Here is a 19006-nt window from a genome sequence, read left to right on the forward strand (position 1 = left end):
GCTCCCCCGGTCGATTGAATTCGACCCTACGCTCCCGGCCGCGATGCGACCGGGAGCGGGTGGGGTTACTTCACGCTGACGCCGTAGAAGGAGTTCAACCCGAACGGGCTGACCTTGAAGTCCTGCACGGTCTTGCGCATGGGCTGGTTGACGGTGGAGTGGGCGATCGGGGTGATCGGCACCTGGCCCTTGAGGATGTGCTGGGCCTCTTTGTAGAGGGCGGTGCGCTTGTCCTGGTCGGTGACGCGCTTGCCGTCCTTGATCAGCTTGTCGTACTCGGGGTAGCACCACTTGGAGAAGTTGTTGCCATTCACCGCGTCGCAGCCGTAGAGGGTGCCCAGCCAGTTGTCCGGGTCGCCGTTGTCGCCGGTCCAGCCGATCAGCATGGTGTCGTGCTCGCCGGCCTTGGAGCGCTTGAGGTACTCGCCCCATTCGTAGGTAACGATGCGCGCCTTGATGCCGACCTTGGCCCAGTCGGACTGGATCATCTCGGCCATCAGCTTGGCGTTGGGGTTGTATGGACGCTGCACCGGCATGGCCCAGAGGGTGATTTCGGTGCCTTCCTTGATGCCAGCCTTTTTCAGCAGTTCCTTGGCTTTTTCCGGGTCGTAGACGGTGTCCTGGATGCTGTCGTCATAGGACCATTGGGTCGGCGGCAAGGCGTTCTTGGCCAGTTGGCCGGCGCCCTGGTAGACGGCGCCAATGATCGCCTTCTTGTTCACCGCCATGTCCAGCGCCTGGCGTACTTCGAGCTGGTCGAGCGGCTTGTGGGTGACGTTGTAGGCGATGTAGCCGAGGTTGAAGCCGGGCTGTTCGGCGACTTCGAGGTTCGGGTCTTTCTTCAGGCCGTCGAGGTCGGCCGGGCGCGGGTTGAGGGTGATCTGGCACTCGCCGGCCTTGAGCTTCTGGGCACGCACCGAGGCGTCGGTGTTGATGGAGAAGATCAGGTTATCCACCTTCACTTCGTCCGGGTTCCAGTAGTCCTTGTTGCCGGTGAAACGGATCTGCGCGTCCTTCTGGTAACGCTTGAATACGAAGGGGCCGGTGCCGATGGGCTTCTGGTTGATGTCGGCGGGTTTGCCGGCCTTGAGCAACTGGTCGGCGTACTCGGCGGAGTGGATCGAGGCGAAGCTCATCGCCAGGTTCTGGATGAAGGCCGCATCGACCGCAGCCAGGGTGAACTTGACGGTGTGGTCGTCGAGTTTTTCCACGCTGGTGATGTTGGTGTCCATCCCCATGTCGGTGAAGTAGGGGAATTCGGTGGGGTAGGCCTTACGGAACGGGTGATCCTTGTCGAGCATGCGCTGGAAGGTGAACAGCACGTCGTCCGCATTGAATTCGCGGGTCGGCTTGAAGAAGTCGGTGCTATGGAACTTCACGCCCTTGCGCAGGTGGAAGGTGTAGGTCAGGCCGTCGTCGGAGACGTCCCAGCTTTCCGCCAGGCCCGGCACGACCTTGGTACCGCCGCGCTCGAACTGGCTCAGGCGGTTGTAGACGGTCTCGGCGGCGGCGTCGAAATCGGTGCCGGTGGTGTATTGACCGGGGTCGAAGCCGGCCGGGCTGCCTTCCGAGCAGAACACGAGGTTGCTGGCGGCCTGGGCGACGGGAGCGCCGGCGATCAGCCCTGCGCCGAGAAGAAACGGAATGACGGCGTTTTTGCGCATGATGTCCTCAATTTGTTGTCATTGTCGTCGAGGTACGGCCTCATGGGCCGACCCGGGTGAAGCTATGCAGGGCGTATGCCCGGTGCAAGTCACCCGGATTCTTCCGGGGCGAATCTGCTTCCAGTTCGTCCGTGAATGTCGCGTTTCTATAACTATCCTGACGGGCCGGTCAGCCGGCGGTGCGCCACACGGAGCACCGCCGCACCGGATCAGGGCATTTCCACTTCGATCACGCCATCGGCGTTCAGGGTGATCTGGCTGGTGCCGGCCTCGATGTCCTGGGCCGGAGCGCTGGCTTCCATCAAGGCCATGCCTTTCATGGCCATGCGCGGCATCGGTTGCGGGAAGCCGCCGCTGCTGAGGTTCAGGTTGACCAGTTTGTAGCCCTTGCCGCCGAGGGCTTCGGTGGCGAGCTGGGCGCGGGCCTTGAAGGCGGCCACGGCTTCCTTGAGCAGGGCGTCCTCATGCTGCTTGCGGGTGGCCTGGGAGATGGCGAAGTCCATGCCGCCCATCTTCATGCTGCTCATCAGGTCGGCGGTGAGTTGGGAGAGGGCGGCGAAGTCGGCGCTTTCCAGGCGCAGCTCGGCGCGCTCGCGCCAGGCGGTGATCTTCTGGCCCTTCTCGTCGTAGACCGGATAGCTGTTGCGGCTGCCGAGGCTGACGGTCACGCCCTTGACCTTGCGCGCCTGGTCGATGGCGGCATTGAGGGTGCGGGTAATGTCGCCGGCCAGCTTGGCCGGGTCGCTGCTCTGTGCCTCGCTGTAGAGCAGCACGTGCATGCGGTCGTGGGCCACTTCCTGGCTGACTTCGGCGCGCAGAGCGATCTGGTTGTAGCGGGGTTCGTCGGCACCGGCCGGCAGGCTGGCGAGGGCCGCGAGGCTCAGGCTGAACAGCGCGGCGAGACGGGGGAGGGAAAGCATGGCAACTCCTTGTACAGGGTGGATTGCAAGAGAGTAGAGCGTTTTCGCCACCTTGCGAGCCGGAGCGCGGAGGTGGCAGTCGATCCTTTGGACGTGGCGCGCAGGCAATCCGGGTTAACAGGCCGCTGAAAAACTACCTGCGTTGCCGATACGGCGTTAAAAACGACCTGTAATCGGGTTTCACTGCGTCGCGTTGCCGCAGATCAGCAGTCAGCCGGCGAGGCTTGGTTATACTCGGGCCTCGCCCGATGCCGGTCCCCATGGAACACGCATGCTCGAACCCGTACAGCTTCTTTCCGCCAGCCGGCAGAATCTCTGGCGTCTCACGCTGATCCGCATCCTCGTGCTGGCCGCCCAGGCCGGCTCGGTGGGCATCGCCTACGTCTCCGACCTGCTGCCGCTGCCCTGGCTCGAGTTGAGCATGACCCTCTGCGTGTCCGCCGGATTGTGCCTGCTCACCGCGCTGCGCCTGCGCGGCCCGTGGCCGGTGACCGAGCTGGAGTACGCCGTCCAGCTCGCCTGCGACCTGATCATCCACAGCGTGCTGCTGTATTACTCGGGGGGCTCCACCAACCCCTTCGTCTCCTATTACCTGGTGCCGCTGACCATCGCCGCGGCGATCCTGCCGTGGTTCTACTCCATGGTGCTCAGCGGCCTGGCGCTGACCGGCTACACCGCACTGCTGATCTGGTATCACCCGCTGCACATGGCCAACGTCCAGCACGAGGCCATGCTGATCAGCCTGCACCTGTTCGGCATGTGGCTGAACTTCGCCCTGTCGGCGGCCTTCATCACCTTCTTCGTGGTCAAGATGGCCGGGGCCCTGCGTCGCCAGGACCAGCTCCAGGCCGAGCGCCGCGAAGAAATGCTGCGCGACCAGCAACTGCTCGCCGTGGCGACCCAGGCCGCTGGCGCCGCCCATGAATTGGGTACGCCGCTGGCGACCATGAGCGTGTTGATCAAGGAGCTGCGCCGCGAGCACCCCGACCCGCTGCTGCAGGAGGATCTGGCGGTGCTGCAGGAGCAGGTCAAGCTGTGCAAGGACACCCTCCAGCATCTGGTCCGCGCGGCCGAGGCCGACCGTCGCCAGACCGTGGAAGAACAGAGCGCCGCTGCCTGGCTGGAGGCCGCGCTGAACCGCTGGCACCTGATGCGCCCGGAAGCCAGCTATCGCTACCAGCGCCTCGGCCAGGGCAGCGTGCCGCGTTTGGCGCCGCCGCCGGACCTGACCCAGGCGCTGCTCAACCTGTTGAACAACGCCGCCGATGCCTGCCCGGACGACCTCGATATCTGCCTCGACTGGGACGCCTACGAGCTGTGCATCAGCATCCGCGACCACGGGGTCGGCGTGCCCCTGGCGATCGCCGAGCAACTCGGCAAACCCTTCTTCACCACCAAGGGCAAGGGCTTCGGCCTCGGCCTGTTCCTCAGCCAGGCCAGCGTGACCCGGGCCGGCGGGTCGGTGAAGCTCTACAATCACGAGGAGGGCGGAACGCTGACCGAGCTGCGCCTTCCGAGACTGGCAGCGAGAGACGACCATGAGTGAAAACCCCCAGATCGAAGGCGAAGAGCAGCCGCATCTGCTGCTGGTCGATGACGACGCCACCTTCACCCGCGTGATGGCGCGCGCCATGGACCGGCGCGGCCTGCGCGTGACCTGTGCCGGTTCGGCCGAAGAGGGCTTGAAGCTGGCGGAACAGGACCTGCCGGACTACGCCGTGCTGGACCTGAAGATGGAAGGCGACTCCGGGCTGGTGCTGCTGCCCAAGCTGCTGGCGCTGGACCCGGAAATGCGCGTGCTGATCCTCACCGGCTATTCGAGCATCGCCACCGCCGTGGAGGCGATCAAGCGTGGCGCCTGCAATTACCTGTGCAAGCCGGCCGACGCCGACGACGTGCTCACCGCGCTGCTCTCCGAGCATGCCGACCTGGATAGTCTGGTGCCGGAAAACCCGATGTCGGTGGACCGCTTGCAGTGGGAGCATATCCAGCGCGTCCTGGCCGAGCACGACGGCAATATCTCCGCCACCGCCCGTGCCCTGGGCATGCACCGCCGTACCTTGCAGCGCAAGTTACAGAAGCGCCCGGTCCGCCGCTGACTGGCTGAACCCTGCCCGGCCAGGCATGCGCCACGGCCGGGGAGACGCTTTTCCGCGTTCATGTGGCTATGATTAGCAACCTAATCGATAGCCGGGTCGCGGTATGCTCCCTCTCGTCCTGCAGACGCTGAACATCACCCTTCCGGTCTTCGCGATGCTTTTCCTGGGCATCCTGCTGAAGCGCCTGGGGCTGATCGATGCCCATTTCGTCAACACCGCTTCCGGGCTGGTGTTCAACGTCAGCATGCCGGTCATGCTGTTCCTCGCCATTCTCCATGCCGACCTCAATACCGCACTGCAACCGGCGGTGATCGGTTATTTCGTGGCGGCGACCCTGGCCGGTTTCCTGCTCAGTTGGGGCTGGGCGATCTGGCGCTGCCCGCGCGCCGACCGGGGCGTCTATGTGCAGGGCTCGTTCCGCGGCAACAACGGCATCGTCGGCCTGGCGCTGGCTACCAGCCTGTACGGCGACTATGGCCTGTCCCTCGGCGGCGTGCTGGGCGGCGTGGTGATCCTCAGCTACAACACCCTGTCCGTGTTGGTGCTGGAGGTCTACAACCCGAACGTCAAGACCAGCGTCCGCCACATCCTGCGCAGTATTTTCACCAACCCGCTGATCCTCGGCGTGTTGCTGGCCATTCCCTTCGCCTACTGGAAGATTCCTTTGCCGGGCGCGCTGATCGTTTCCGGCGAGTACCTGGCGAAACTGACCCTGCCGCTGGCGCTGATCTGCATCGGCGGCACCCTGTCGCTGGCCGCACTGCGCGCCTCCAGCCACCTGGCCATCGGCGCCAGCCTGATCAAGATGGTCTGGATGCCGCTGTTCGCCACGCTGGGCGCGTTCTTCTGCGGCTTCCGCGGCGCCGAACTGGGCATCCTGTTCCTCTATTTCGCCAGCCCGACGGCGGCGGCCAGTTTCGTCATGGCCAAGGCGGCGGGCGGCAACCACGACCTGGCGGCGGCGATCATCGTGATCACCACCCTGGCGGCGGTGGTGACCACCAATATCGGTCTGGCGGTGTTGCAGTGGGGCGGTTGGATTTGAATCCTAACTGTGACGGAATTCTTCTTTTCCAGTGAGCCCATTGCGGGCTTGATGGCGACTCGCTAGCCTTTGCCACCTTCGCGCCGTTAATGGATTAAACATGCGCATCTTCCCCTGTCTGTTCCTCGTCCTGGCTGCATTCGTCGCAACGGCCCGGGCGGAACCTTCCGTGTCCCTGGAAGGCCCCACGGCAGGCTGGCGCTATAACGGACTCAACGAGCGCGACGGCGAAGCCCGCGTCGCCTATCCCACCCCGCCCATCGACCGGGGCGCCCAGCGCGGGCGCAGCCTGATCGAGGGCCGCCTGAAAGACCTCGCCGGTACCCGCCAGCCGTACCGCCTGGTGGTCAACGGCAACCCGCTGCCGCTCTACACCGATGCCGAAGGGCGCTTCGTGCGGCCCTATAACTTCGGTGCCGGCTCCAACAGCGTGGCCCTCAGTGTCGACGGCAAGACGGTCAAGCGCGTGCAGTTCTACGAGGCCAACCAGAGCAAGACGCCCGCGCGCCTGCGCATCGCCCTCGGTTGGGACGATCCCAAGGCCGAGCTCGACCTGCATGTCATCACCCCGGACGGCCAGCACGCCTTCTGGGCTCACCCAGTGCTGAGCAATGGCGGCGGCCTGGATGTGGATAGCGTCGACGGCCCCGGACCGGAAATGTTCACGATGGCCGCACCGCTCCACGGCACCTATCTGGTGTACGTCAACTACTGGGGCAACCTCGGCCCGCAGGGGTACAACTTCCAGGCCGGCAGCAATCAGAACGACCTCATCACTGCCCAGATCAACCTGGTGTTCAACGAGAACACCGTGAACGAGAAGCGCGAGACCTTCGTGGTGCCGCTGCGCGCCATCGGCGACCTGCTGCTCGTCAAATCCTTCAACCATTGAGTGTTTCCCGCCATGAGCGACTCTTCCTCCGCCTCCCAGAAAAGCGTCCGCTCCGGCCGCCTGCGCCTGCTGCTGATCGCCCTGGTCATTGCCCTGCCGGTGGCCGCCGGCGGCCTGTTCGCCTGGCTGCAGCAGCGGTCGGCGGGGGATCGCCAACTGGTCGAGCGCAATGCCCTGGGGCTCGATCTGGCGCGCCCCGACGTACTGATCGAGAGCCAGTCCCTGAGCCGTCTGCCCAGGGACCTGCTGGCCGTCCCGCTGCTGCGCGACACCCTCACCGAGGACTTCGTCTTCTATTACGAGCAGAATGCCGACCGCCTGGGGCTGGCGGGCAGCCTGCGGCGTATCGTCTACGAACATGACCTCGAATGGCGCGATACCTTGCTCGATGAACTGCTCGACCAGCCGGCCCAAGTTGCCCTCTGGCGCGACGCGGGCGGCCGGCTCCGGCATTTCCTTGTCGCTATCGAGCGCGGCGGGTTGGCCAGACTGCTGGAGCCGGTGGCCAAGCTGGCGCTGAACGACAGCCAGTTGAGCGTGGCCGGCGAACTGAACGTGGACGGTATCGCCGTGCCGTTGTACCGCCTGCGCTATCAGAACCAGCGCTCGGTGCTTTTCGCCTCCCATGGCGACCGCCTGCTCGTCGCGTCCAGCGCGGACATGCTGTTCGCCGAGATGCCGGCCAAGGCGTCGTCCAGTGAGGATGACAGCGCGCCGCTGGCCCAGGTCAGCGCCGAGACGGCGGAAAGCCTGCTCGGTGGCGGTCAGCCGTTCGATGCGCGTTTCGGTCTGGCGCCACGCGAAGGGCTGGCACATCGCATCGCCCTCGGCTCGGAATACCTGGCGCTGGGCTACCAGCGCTTCATCCCCAGTTTCGCCGGCCTGCGTTTCGAGATGGACGGGGGCGGCTGGCGCAGCTTCCTTGCCCTGCACGAGGTGGACGGCCAGCCGGTGTTCGACTTCGCTCCGGTATGGCGCGCCATGCCGATGGGTGCCAGCGCCTGTGTCGCGCTGCCGGCGGCGCCGGCCATGGCGGAGCGGCTGCTGGATCGCGTCGGCGCCGGTCCGGAGGTGGCGAAGCGGCTGTCGGCGCAGCTCAGCGGCACCGCCGGATTGTGCTGGTACGCCGAGTCCCGCCTGCATTCGCCGTTGCTGGTCGGCCAGTTGACGGCCGCCCCCGACGAGCAGACGGATGCCGACATCGGCACCCTGTTCGGGTCGGTGATCGGTGCCTGGGAGTCCTTCGCCGAGAACGGCAGCTTCCCCGTGCAGGAGGAGGAGCAGGGCGACCTGCATAGCTGGCGCCGCGAGGTCAGCTCCAACTTCGGCCAATACCCCGCCGAGCAGGCGGAGCATGCCGACGCCATGGCCGCCCGCGGCTTCTTCCGCGTCAGCCTGGCGCGGCGCGGCCAGACCCTGCTGTTCTCCCTCGACGACCAACTGGTGGACAAGGCCCTGGCCACTCTCGACAAGCGCTTCCCGCCGCTGGCCGAGGTGCTGCCGGGCGACGCCCTGGTGCCGGCCTTCCTGGCGCCGGAGGCCCTGGCCGCGTTGCTGGAGCGGGAAACCCTGGACAGCCTGCCGAAGGACATGGAGCCGGTCTTCCGTAACGCCGCGGAAACCCATCTGCTGCCCAAGCTGCGCGCCCTGGCCGGGCACAAGCGCTACGCCCTGGCGCTGCCGCAGACCGAACAGGCCGACGGCCGTTGGCAATGGCTGCCCCTGGAGTGGCGCGCACTATGAAACCCTTTCGTTCATGGCTAGCCGCCCTGTGCCTGCCGATGAGTCTGGCACTGCACGCGGAGGAAACGCCGCCCCTGGATGCCGGGCAATCCCAGGTGTTTCGCGCCTGGTTCGTGCGCATCGCCCAGGAGCAGTTGCGCCAGGGGCCGAGCCCGCGCTGGCACCAGCAGGACTGTGCCGGGCTGGTGCGTTTCGCCGCCAACGAGGCGCTCAAGATCCACGACGGCAAATGGTTGCGCGCCAACGGCCTGTCCAATCGCTACCTGCCGCCCGAGCTGTTTCTGAGCGACGCGCAGCGCCAGTTCGCCCAGCGCTGGAACCAGGGCAACGGCCAGACCGGCCCCTACGTCAATGCGATCAAGCTGATCCAGCACAACAGCCACTTCGTCGGCCGCGACCTGAACCAGGCGCAGCCGGGCGACCTGATTTTCTACGACCAGGGCGATGACCAGCACCTGATGATCTGGATGGGCCGCTACATCGCCTACCACACCGGCAGCTCCACTCCGACCGACAACGGCATGCGTTCGGTCAGCGTGCAACAACTCATGAAATGGAAGGACACCCGATGGATTCCCGACGCAACCAACCCCAACTTCATCGGCGTCTATCGACTGCACTTCCTCACGCGATGAGCGGCTTCGGTCGTGCGCTGGCGCTCTGCGCCCTGGTACTGTCGCCGCTCGCCGTCCAGGCCGAGGACACGGTGGAGCCCAGCTACTACACACCGGTCAGCGGCGAGTCCTTCTTCCTCCTGGCGGACAGCAGCTTCGCCGCCGACGAGGTGGCCCAGGTGCGCCTGGAAGCGCCCGGCCGCGACTATCGCCGCTACAGCATGGAGCCCTATGGCGGCGTGGACGTGCGCGTGTATCGCATCGACCAGCCGCTGGACTTCCTCAAGCGGCAGAAAAACCTGCATCGGGTGATGGTCGAGGGGCAGTTCCGGGGCGAAGGCCTGTCCAACACCCTGGCCTACCTGTGGGACAACTGGTACCGCAAGTCGCGGCGGGTGATGCAGCGGGCATTCTCCTACGAATCGCGCAAGCAGGTCACCGACGAGGCGCCGGAGCTGCGCATGGGCGAGGCCATCAGCGCGCCGACCCCGTTCGATCCGCAGCCGCAGTTCGCCCCGATGACGGGCCTGCCGCTGGTCAGCCAGTTCCGCTACCCGCTGTGGGATGCGCAGCCGATCCAGCCGCCGAAGGACGTGACGCTGGCCGGCTCGTCCAGCCAGTTCACCAACGTCAATCCGGGTAACGTCTACATCCCGTTGGGCAAGCTGAAGCCGGGCCTGTACCTGGCCGAGGCCATCGTCGGCAAGTACCGCGCCACCACCGTGGTGTTCGTGTCGAACACCGTCGCGGTGAGCAAGATCGCCGGCGACGAATTGCTGATCTGGACCGCCCGCAAGCATGAAGGCACCCCGGTGGCCGATGCCAGGCTGCTGTGGACCGACGGCCTCGGCGTGATGAGCAGCGGCAACACCGGTGCCGACGGCCTGTTGCGGCTTGCCCACGCCAGCCCGGAGCGCTCCTACGTGATCGGCGAGGACGCCGAGGGCGGGGTGTTCGTCTCCGAGAACTTCTACTACGACAGCGAAATCTATGACACCAAGCTCTACGCCTTCACTGACCGGCCGCTGTACCGGCCGGGCGACTGGGTGGAAGTGAAGATCGTCGGCCGCGAATTCAAGAATTCCCGCGACTCGGTGGCCCCGGTGGCGGCGCCGATCCGCCTCAGCGTGCTGGACGCCGCCGGCACCATCCTGCAGACCCTCGATCTGCAACTGGACGGCAAGGCCGGCAGCCAGGGGCGTTTCCAGTTGCCGGAGAACGCCGTGGCCGGCGGCTACGAGCTGCGCTTCAGCTACCGCGACCAGCTCTACAGCAGTGCCTTCCGCGTCGCCGAATACATCAAGCCGCACTTCGAAATCGCCCTGGAGCTGGCCAAGCCGGACTTTCGCACCGGCGAGACAGTGACCGGCCAACTCGTCCTGCTCTACCCGGACGGCAAGCCAGTGGCCGATGCGCGCCTGCAGCTCAGCTTGCGCGCCCAGCAACTGTCCATGGTGGACAACGAACTGCAGTACCTCGGCCAGTTCCCGGTGGAGCTGAGCAGCAGCGAGCTGACGACCGACGACCAAGGCCGCGCCAGCCTCGAGCTGCCGGCCGCGGAAAAGCCCAGCCGCTACCTGCTCACGGTGTTCGCCAGCGATGGCGCGGCCTACCGGGTCAAGACCAGCAAGGAAATCCTCATCGAGCGCGGTGCCGCGCGCTACCGCCTGGAAGCGCCCCGGCGTTTCAGCGCGGTGGGCGAGGCGGTGAAATTCAGCTACCGCAGCGAGCGCCCTACCGAGCTCAAGCCGACCCGCTACGAATGGATACGCCTGGAAGACCGCGCCCAGGGCGGCGGCGAACTGACCGGCGACGCCAAGGGTTTCGAACTGGCCTTCGAGCGGCCGGGCACCTATAGCCTGACGCTGAAGGATGCCCATGGACTGATCCTCGGCGGCACCGGCCATTCGGTGAGCGGCGAGGGCGTGAAGGCGGTGGCCGGGACCGTGGAAATCGTCCTCGACAAGGCCGAGTACCACAGCGGCGACGAGGCCCAGGCGCTGATCACCTTCCCCGAGCCGGTGGGCGACGCGTTGCTGACCCTGGAGCGCGACCGGGTGGAAGCCACGGCGCTGCTCTCCAAAGGCGGCGACTGGCTGACCCTTGAACGGCTCAACGACACTCAGTACCGGGCGCGTATCCCGGTGCGCCAGCACTTCTCGCCGAACCTGACCTTCTCGGTGCTCTACACCAAGGGCGGCGACTACAGCTTCCAGAATGCCGGGATCAAGGTGGCGATGCCGCAGATCGACATCGACATCGCCGCCGACAAGGAGCGCTATCAGCCGGGCGAGACCGTGACCGTCGAACTGGCCACCCGCTTCGCCGGCAAGCCGGCGCCGACGCGCCTCACGGTGAGCGTGGTGGACGAGATGATCTATGCGCTGCAACCGGAGATCGCCCCCGGCATCGACCAGTTCTTCTACCACCCGCGGCGCAACAACGTACGCACCAGCGCCAGCCTGTCGTTCATCGCCTACGACCTAGCCCTGCCCGGCAGCCCCAGCGCGCCCGGCCGGGCCAACCGCAGCGAGCGCGGAGTGAAGGTGCTGGAGCGGCCGCGCCGCGAGGACGTGGATACCGCCGCCTGGCAGCCGGACCTGGTCACCGACGCCGACGGCAAGGCGCGCTTCAGCTTCCGCATGCCGGACTCGCTGACACGCTGGCGCATCACCGTGCGCGCCATCGACGAGGCGGGCCAGGTGGGGCAGAAGAAGCAGTTCATCCGTTCGGAAAAACCGCTGTACCTGAAATGGAGCGGACCGACCCGCTTCCGCGCTGGCGACAAGCCCTCCCTGGGTATGTTCGCCTTCAACCAGGGCGAGACGACTGGCAAGGCCGTGCTGGTGGTGCGCTACGCCGGCCAGGAGCAGCGCCGCGAGGTGAGCCTCGAAAAAGGCGTGAACTACCTGGCGCTGCCGGCCGTCGCCCTGGGCGCCGGGGAATTGGTGGCCGAGTTGGAAACCGACGGGCAAGTGGTGGACCGGCTTGCGGTCGACCTGCACGTGGATGGTCAGGGCTGGGCCGATCGGCAGACGCTGCGCCTCGACCTCGCGGCTGGCGCCAACCCGCTGAACCTGCCGACCGATGCACGCGACATTCGCCTGAGCCTGGATAACAACGCCGACGCCTTGTTCAGCAGCCGTCTCGACGACTTGCTGGCCTATCCCTACGGCTGCGTGGAGCAGACCGCCAGCCGCCTGTTGCCGTTGTCCCTGGCCTATCCGACCCTGGCCCGTGGCGAGGCGCGCATCGGCGATCGCCTGCGCCTGATCATGCAGAACAGCCGCCTGCGACTCGTGCACATGGCCGGTCCGGAAGCCGCCTTCAGTTGGTGGGGCGACGGTGGTGTGGAGAATGCTTTCCTCACCGCCTACGCCTACTACGCCGACTGGCATGCCAGCCGCGCCCTGGCCATCGCGCTGCCGCCGGATCACTGGCAGCGCGTGCTCGACCTCTACGCCAAGCAGGCAAGCGCCACGCCGCTGTTGCAGCGGGCCCTGATCCTCGGTTTCGCCCGCGACATGGAGCTGCCGGTGGCGAGCCTGGTGGAAGGGCTGCTGGCCGATCTGGCCAATGTGGGCGAGGGGCAGGGTGGCGAGCAGATGAACGATCCTCAGGGCAGCCTGATCATGGCGGCGCCGGACTCGCCCCTGGGCCTGGCCGTCGCACGGGTGCTTGCCGCCGATCTGGCGCGCAAGACCAAGGTTGCGCTGCCGGCGGCCTTCAGCGCTCAGGTGGAGAGCGCGCGCCAACTGCTGGACGCCAGCGATTATCCGCTCGCCGAAGCCGTACGTCTCCAGCAGGCGCCGGACGCCGCTCGGGCGCGCGACCTGCTGCAACGGCTGGCCCCGGAACATTCGACCCTGGAGCGGGCCCTGGCCCTGACCTGGCTGCGTCGGAGCCTGGAGCGGTCGCCCACGGCGACCGTCCCGGAACCGGGCGAAGGCTGGCGTAAGGAGCAAGGGGCCACCGGCTCCACCTTCTGGCGCTGGCAGGGCGAAGGGCTCCCGGCCTCACTGGATATCACCGATGCGCAGGGAAGCCCGCTGAGCGCGACCCTGAGTTTCGCCAGTGTCCAGCCGGCGCAGGGCAGCCTGCCGGTTGCGCTCAAGCGCCGCCTGCTGCGGCTGGTACCGGGCGAGGAGGCCTTCAGCTTCAGTGTCGAGGAAGTGGGCGACGAGCCGCTGTCCAGTGACGAGCTGTACCTGGATGAGCTGACCCTGACCACGGACGACGAGCGTGCGTTGCGCTACGGCCTGCTGGAAGTGCCGCTGCCGCCGGGCGCCGACGTCGAGCGGACCACCTGGGGCATTACCGTCAGCGGTCTGGGTGGAGCGGAAGCGGCGGCGCTGGAAAAGGCCCGCCACGAGCCCGGCCAACTGCGTTACGCGGTACCGCTGGACAGCCTGCAAGGCACGGTCACGCTGCGTCATCTGGTGCGCTTCTCGCAGAAAGGCGAGTTCGCCCTGCCGCCGGCGCGTTACTTCCGCATGTACGCGCCGCAGGAGCAGGCCCTGGAGGCACAGCCGGCCCTCGCGGAACTGAAGGTGGAATGAGGCCATGGCCCCGCGCTGGCTGCTGTCGTTGCTGATGTCCCTGCCTTTGCTTGCCGAGGCGGGGCCGGCGCCGTTGCAACTGGCGTGGCGCGGCGGGCAGGGGGATGAACTGCTGCAACTGGGGGCGAGCGGCATCATGGCGCGCGGGCCGCTGCCGGCGAACCTGGAGACGCCCCTGGGCAGCCTGTGGAAGCTGTTCGCCTTCGCCTATCTGGAAGACACCGGCCAGCCGGAGCGGGCCTACACCTGTACCGGCCAGGACCGCGACGAGGTGTACTGCTGCGATCCCGGCGAGCGCGTCGCGCGCGACGAGGCGCTGGTCAAGTCCTGCGGTCTCTACTTCCAGCCGCAGCGCCTGGGGTTGGATGGAGCGCTCTGGCGCGACTACTGGCGTGCGCGGCGGGCCCCGGATTGGCTGGCTGACCTGGGCCACCTGCAACCGCAGACCCGTGTGCCGGTCTCGGAGTTGCTCGACAGCCTTGCCCACCTGCCGGCCCAGGCCGAAGCGCGTGCGGTGCTGCTCGACGTGACGCTGAACGGCAGCGACGGAGCGGCGGTCTCTGCCCTGGGCGGACGCCTGCGGGTGAAGACTTGGAGCTGGCTGGCCGACGGCGATGCCCAGGCGCGGCAGGGTGGCTTCGCCGGTTGGCTGGCCGATGGTTCGCCGGTTTGGCTGGGTGGTTCCGGCACCAGCCAGAGCATCCTGAAACGCCATGCCGAGCTGCTGGGGCAGGTCTTGCCGACTCCGTGGCCGAGCGAGCCGGGCGGCTGTGTCGAGGTGAACCTGTTCAGCCGCTATCCGCTGCGCCAGTTGCGTACGGCGGAAGGTCGTGTGGCGGAACCCGGTCGCCTGCAAGGGCGTTACGAGGCGGAATTCGAGAACGGCAACCGGCTCGCCCTGGAAAGCGCTGGCGAGCTGGTGCTGAGCCGCGAGCAGGCGCGCTGGCGGCTCACCGCGCGTCTGTCGCGCGAGGAATATGTCGCCCGGGTCCTCGACCGCGAAGCCTCCGCGCAACCGGAGGAGGCGGCCAAGGCATTGGCCGTGGCGATCCGCAGCTACCTGCAACAGCAGGCCGAGCACCGGGGCGAATGCCTGGCCATCGACGACAGCAGTGCCAGCCAGCGGGTCGCGCCGCGCCCGGCCAGCCCCGCGGCACGGGCCATCGCCGCCTGGACGGCCGATCTGGTGCTGGCCGGCGGCCCGGTCACCTATCACCTGGATACGCCAGGGCCATCGCGCCTGGCCTGGACCGAGGCCGTGGCGCAGGCCGGCGCGGGCCTGCGCTACGACGCTATCCTGGCGCGGGCCTTTCCCTCCGCCAGCCTGAGCCGTTGGGATAATCCAATCTCCGCCTGCCAGGCGCTGCCCGAGGCGGAGGACTGGCTACGCCGCCAGCGGCGCGCCTGGCGCGAGCGCCTGGACGGCGAACCCGGCTATCTCGAACTGCCGCAATTCGCGGTGTGCCGGCTGGCAGCGGGACGCCCCCACGTCGACCGCGCCCGCCAGCGCATCTTCGTGCGTGGCCTGCACAGCCTGCAGGACCGCCTGGACCTGACCCACGAATACCTGCACCTCGCCTTCGAGGCCCACCCCAACGGCCAGGACGAGGACTACGTCGAACACCTCGCCCGCCAACTGCTTCTGGAATGACCCCTATGCGCCGTCACCTTTTCTCCCCCGTGCTTCTGGCTTGCCTGCTGCCATTGAGTGCTCCGCAAGCCGCCGAGGGGATTCGTCTCGATACCCCGCGCTCCGGCTGGCGCCAGGGCTCCGGGGACGGTGCGCATTTCATGCAGGAGGTGAACTATCCGGCGGCCTCGGTGAACAGCGCGGCCGATCAGGCGGAAACCGCGCGGATCAAGGGGGCGATGCTGGAACGGCCGAAGGATGCGTCGAAGCCGGCCCGGCTGATCGTCAATGGCGTGGCGATGCCGCTGAAGGTCCAGGCGGACGGCAGCTTCGACCGTCCGTTCGTGTTCCCTTCCGGCAGCAATAACGTGGAAGTGCGCAGCCAGGATGGCCAGCAGCGCCGCCGCGTGCAGTTCTACAACCTGAGCAGCGGCGAGACGCCGGCCAAGCTGCGCGTGGTGCTGTCCTGGGACAGCGACAACACCGACCTCGACCTGCACCTGGTGACGCCGGACGGCGGGCATGTCTGGTACGGCGAGCGTTCCCTGGCCAACGGCGCCGCACTGGACGTGGACGTCACCACCGGCTTCGGCCCGGAGATGATCGCCTCGCCGACGCCGCTCAAGGGCCAGTACCTGATCTATGTGAACTACTACGGTGGCGGCTACAACCGCGATGCGGACGGTGCGGAACAGGCCGGTCAGGCGCTGACTACCGCCCAGGTGACCCTGATCAGCGAAGAGGGCACGCCGGACGAGAAGCAGGAGACCTTCCTCATCCCCATGCGCGCCCCCGGCGAGCTGACCCTGGTCAAGCGCTTCAGCTATCCCTGAGCTTTGCCTCCTTCCGGCTCTTGGCTGCGAAGACTGGCAGGGCGCATGTCCAGCCAGTTCGCTTCGACGTAGGCCAGTGCTTCTTCCTTGGCCGAGGCCGGCAGGACGGTGCGCCAGCCGGCGGGCACCGCCAGGTCGGCGGGCCACAGCGAGTATTGTTCCTCCTCGTTGATGAGGACGAGATAGTGCGAGGGCGTTTCTTCGTGCATGTCGTGTTCTCCTTCAGTCGATCTTGTGGAATACCGGGCGCCCAATTCTTCCGACGTCAGCCAGCAGCCGGTTCGCGCCGCATTCGGTCCAGCCGTGGTGACAGGGGGCGTCATTCGTCGGGCGCTCCTGGCTGCCGGACTTTTCCCGCCAGCAACTGCGCGATACGCGCGAGCCATTCGGGGCGGGTCATCTCGTCGTGGTGGCAAGGCAGTGCATGTGCTTCGATGTCCGAGGCGAAGGCCGCCCAGAGTCGGTGGAACGGGATTTTTCGGGGCGCCGTCGCGGTCGCCTCGAAGAAGCTCAGATGTCCGTGCAGATGGCTGAGATTCGGGCGGCGCCAGAGCATCAAGGTGTGTTTGAACACGTCGAACAGCCATTCGACCTGCTCCGTGGGCAGCGTCGCGAGCCGCCCGTGAGCCATTTGGGCCAGGGCTTGGCGCGGATCGTCGACATCCTGTGGTGCGCCGATACCGACGGTCTCGCAGAAGCGCCGCAGCAGCTCGGCCTCGGTCGGCGCCTCGCTGTCCGGTCGATCCAGGGGATAGCTGTCCAGCAGAATCAGATGTTCCACCTCGTGGCCGAGCGCTTCGAGGCGCGTGGCGATGCGGTGGGCGATCACCCCGCCAATGGACCAGCCCAGCAGACGGTACGGGCCTTCCGCCTGGACTTGCCGCAAGGTGGCGATGTAGGCATCGATGATGTCGTCCTGATCGGACGGCAGCCTGCTCCCGACCTCCAGATACGGCGCCTGCAGTACGTACAGCGGAATGCCTCCGGGCAGGGCGGCGGCCAACCCGGTGAAAGCCCAGCCGAGGCCGCTGGCAGTGTGCAGGCAGAACAGCGGTCGCATGCCACCGCCACGGCGCAATGGCAGCAGCGGAGCGAAGTCGCTGGCGCTGTCGCCGCTGTCCAGCCAGCGCGCGAGCCGTGCCACGCTGGGAGCCTCGAAGAGCGCGCGGACCGGCAGCGCCACGTCGAGGGCGGTTCGGATATCGCTGACTAGCCGGGTGGCCAACAGCGAATGACCGCCGAGTTCGAAGAAGTTGTCATCCATCCCGACCCTGTCGAGCCCGAGTGTGCGAGCGAACAGGGCGGCCAGCGTGCGCTCCCGTGGTGTCAGCGGTTCGCGTGTGGAGGTCTGCGTCGTGAAGTCCGGTGCGGGCAGCGCCTTGCGGTCGACCTTGCCGTTGGGTGCCAGCGGCAGGGCAGCGAGCCGCAGCACGGCGGAGGGGACCATGTGTTCGGGCAGGCGCTCGGCGAGGAAGCGGCGCAGAGCGGCCGGCTCCAGGTCGGCTGCCGGGGCGACGACCGCATAGGCGATCAAGTGCTCGCGGCCGCTCCGGTCATGGCGGACAGTGACCGCTGCCTGGGCCACCTGTGGATGCCGCTCCAGCGTCGCCTGGATTTCGCCGGGCTCGATGCGGAAACCGCGGATTTTCACCTGGTCGTCGATCCGGCCGAGGTATTCGAGCGTGCCGTCGTTGCGCCAGCGGCCAAGGTCGCCGGAGCGGTAGAGGCGTGAACCGGGTGGGCCGAAGGGGTCGGCGACGAAGCGTTCGGCGGTGAGCCCGGGACGTCCCAGATAACCCCGTGCAACGCCTGCGCCAGCGATATGGATTTCCCCTGGCGTTCCTGGGGGAACAGGGTGCAGGCGTTCGTCCAGCACATAGACGCGAATGTTCGCGATCGGCCGGCCGAGCGGTTGCCATGGGGTATTGGCGGGCATGCAACGCCAGGCGGTCGAGTCGATGGTCGCTTCGGTGGGGCCGTAAAGGTTGACCACGCCCTCGGTTGCCAGCGGAGTTGCCCGTTCCGCCAGGGCCGTGCTCAACGGCTCGCCGCCGCAGAACAGGTAGCGGCAGCGGAACGGTGTCGAGCCGTCGTCCGGCAGCAGGGCATCCAGCAGGCTGGGCACGCACTGGACGATGCTTGCCTCCTGGCGGCGGATCGTTGCGGCGATGGCCTGCGGGTCGCGGCTGGCGCTGTTCGGCAGTAGCACCAGGCGGGCACCGATGGCCAGGGGCGTCCAGAGCTCCCATACCGAGGCGTCGAAGGAGATCGGCGTGCGTTGCAGGAATCGGTCTGCCGGCGTGAAGCCGAAGGTTTCGGTCTGCCAACCGATGTGATTGGCCAGGCTGCGGTGTTCCACCATCACACCCTTGGGTCTGCCCGTGGAGCCCGAGGTATAGATGAGGTAGGCCAAGTGATCCGGGGTCAGATCCGGTACTTCGGGGGCGGTGTCCGGCTGATCGGCCCAGGCGGATCGCTCCGCATCCAGCCGGCACAGCGGCAGGGCATCCGGCAGGAGCAGGCCGTCCGGCAGGCTGCCGTCGGCCAGCAGGGCAAGGGGCTGGCTATCGTCGAGCATGAACGCCAGGCGCTCCAGAGGGTAGGCCGGGTCGAGCGGCACGTAAGCACCGCCCGCCTTGAGGATGGCCAGCAGGCCGACGAGCATGTCGAAATCGCGCTGGACGCAGATCGCCACCCGGGCATCGGGACCGACGCCGAGTCCGCGCAGGTGATGGGCCAGGCGGTTGGCGCGGGCGTCCAGCTCGGCATAGCTCATCCGCGCCTCGTCCATGGCCAGGGCCACGGCATCGGGCGAGCGTTTTACTTGGGCTTCGAACAGTTGGTGGGCGCAGGGCCGGGGCGGCGTGGCCTGGGTATGGTCGAGTGCCAGCAGGGCGTCGTGTTCGTGGGCGCTCAGCAGGTCGATGCGGCCGAGTACCTGCCGTTCGTTCTCCACCATGCCTCTCAACAGGGTTTGCAGATAGCCGGCGTAACGCTCGATGGTGGC

13 protein-coding genes are annotated in these 19006 nt (G+C 67.1%); 9 read left to right on the plus strand and 4 right to left on the minus strand.

All coding sequences use genetic code 11. The annotated features are described in order from the left end of the window. Window positions 1-65: 65 nt before the first annotated feature. Together BZL41_RS09840 and BZL41_RS09845 are read right to left on the minus strand one after the other, a co-directional pair. Window positions 66-1664 (minus strand): ABC transporter substrate-binding protein, encoded by a 1599-nt coding sequence (locus tag BZL41_RS09840; protein WP_095599126.1) that lies wholly within the window; start codon window positions 1662-1664, stop codon window positions 66-68. A 209-nt stretch (window positions 1665-1873) separates the two neighbouring features. Further along, window positions 1874-2584 carry an SIMPL domain-containing protein gene (locus BZL41_RS09845; RefSeq protein ID WP_095599127.1) on the minus strand — a complete coding sequence of 237 codons (711 nt, stop codon included), beginning with the start codon at window positions 2582-2584 and terminating at the stop codon, window positions 1874-1876. Between the two features lie 271 nt (window positions 2585-2855). On the opposite strand from BZL41_RS09845, the gene BZL41_RS09850 reads away from it, so the two are divergent. The 9 genes from BZL41_RS09850 to BZL41_RS09890 all read left to right on the plus strand — a co-directional run bounded on the left by BZL41_RS09850 (window position 2856) and on the right by BZL41_RS09890 (window position 15999). Then, window positions 2856-4130, plus strand: coding sequence for an ATP-binding protein (locus tag BZL41_RS09850; protein WP_084336509.1), 1275 nt, complete (start codon window positions 2856-2858; stop codon window positions 4128-4130). Further along, window positions 4123-4683 (plus strand): response regulator transcription factor, encoded by a 561-nt coding sequence (locus tag BZL41_RS09855; RefSeq protein WP_084336510.1) that lies wholly within the window; start codon window positions 4123-4125, stop codon window positions 4681-4683. The genes BZL41_RS09850 and BZL41_RS09855 overlap by 8 nt, the downstream gene beginning before the upstream one ends. 103 nt (window positions 4684-4786) lie before the next feature. Next, complete coding sequence (locus BZL41_RS09860; RefSeq protein WP_095599128.1) at window positions 4787-5728, plus strand: AEC family transporter; 942 nt, start codon at window positions 4787-4789, stop codon at window positions 5726-5728. Window positions 5729-5828: 100 nt separating this feature from the next. Then, window positions 5829-6620, plus strand: coding sequence for a YfaP family protein (locus tag BZL41_RS09865; RefSeq protein ID WP_095599129.1), 792 nt, complete (start codon window positions 5829-5831; stop codon window positions 6618-6620). A 12-nt stretch (window positions 6621-6632) separates the two neighbouring features. After that, window positions 6633-8363 carry a DUF2138 domain-containing protein gene (locus BZL41_RS09870; protein WP_095599130.1) on the plus strand — a complete coding sequence of 577 codons (1731 nt, stop codon included), beginning with the start codon at window positions 6633-6635 and terminating at the stop codon, window positions 8361-8363. 38 nt (window positions 8364-8401) lie between these two features. Next, entirely contained in the window at window positions 8402-8998 is a 597-nt protein-coding gene (locus BZL41_RS09875; protein ID WP_095648100.1) for a DUF1175 domain-containing protein, read from the plus strand. After that, a complete protein-coding gene (locus BZL41_RS09880) occupies window positions 8995-13536 on the plus strand; it encodes an alpha-2-macroglobulin (protein WP_095599132.1) in 4542 nt (1513 codons plus the stop codon). The genes BZL41_RS09875 and BZL41_RS09880 overlap by 4 nt, the downstream gene beginning before the upstream one ends. Window positions 13537-13540: 4 nt before the next feature. Further along, on the plus strand, window positions 13541-15187 hold the full coding sequence (locus BZL41_RS09885; RefSeq protein WP_095599133.1) for a DUF2300 domain-containing protein: 1647 nt from the start codon (window positions 13541-13543) through the stop codon (window positions 15185-15187). Between the two features lie 5 nt (window positions 15188-15192). Further along, complete coding sequence (locus BZL41_RS09890) at window positions 15193-15999, plus strand: YfaP family protein (RefSeq protein WP_095599134.1); 807 nt, start codon at window positions 15193-15195, stop codon at window positions 15997-15999. On the opposite strand, the gene BZL41_RS09895 is transcribed toward BZL41_RS09890, so the two are convergent. After that, window positions 15990-16208 carry an MbtH family NRPS accessory protein gene (locus tag BZL41_RS09895; RefSeq protein ID WP_095599135.1) on the minus strand — a complete coding sequence of 73 codons (219 nt, stop codon included), beginning with the start codon at window positions 16206-16208 and terminating at the stop codon, window positions 15990-15992. The genes BZL41_RS09890 and BZL41_RS09895 overlap by 10 nt on opposite strands. Before the next feature lie 110 nt (window positions 16209-16318). Next, the coding region (locus BZL41_RS09900) for an amino acid adenylation domain-containing protein (protein ID WP_143518058.1) at window positions 16319-19006 on the minus strand (2688 nt) is incomplete at its 5' end.

Source organism: Pseudomonas sp. PIC25, assembly GCF_002286785.1.
Classification (GTDB): domain Bacteria; phylum Pseudomonadota; class Gammaproteobacteria; order Pseudomonadales; family Pseudomonadaceae; genus Pseudomonas_M.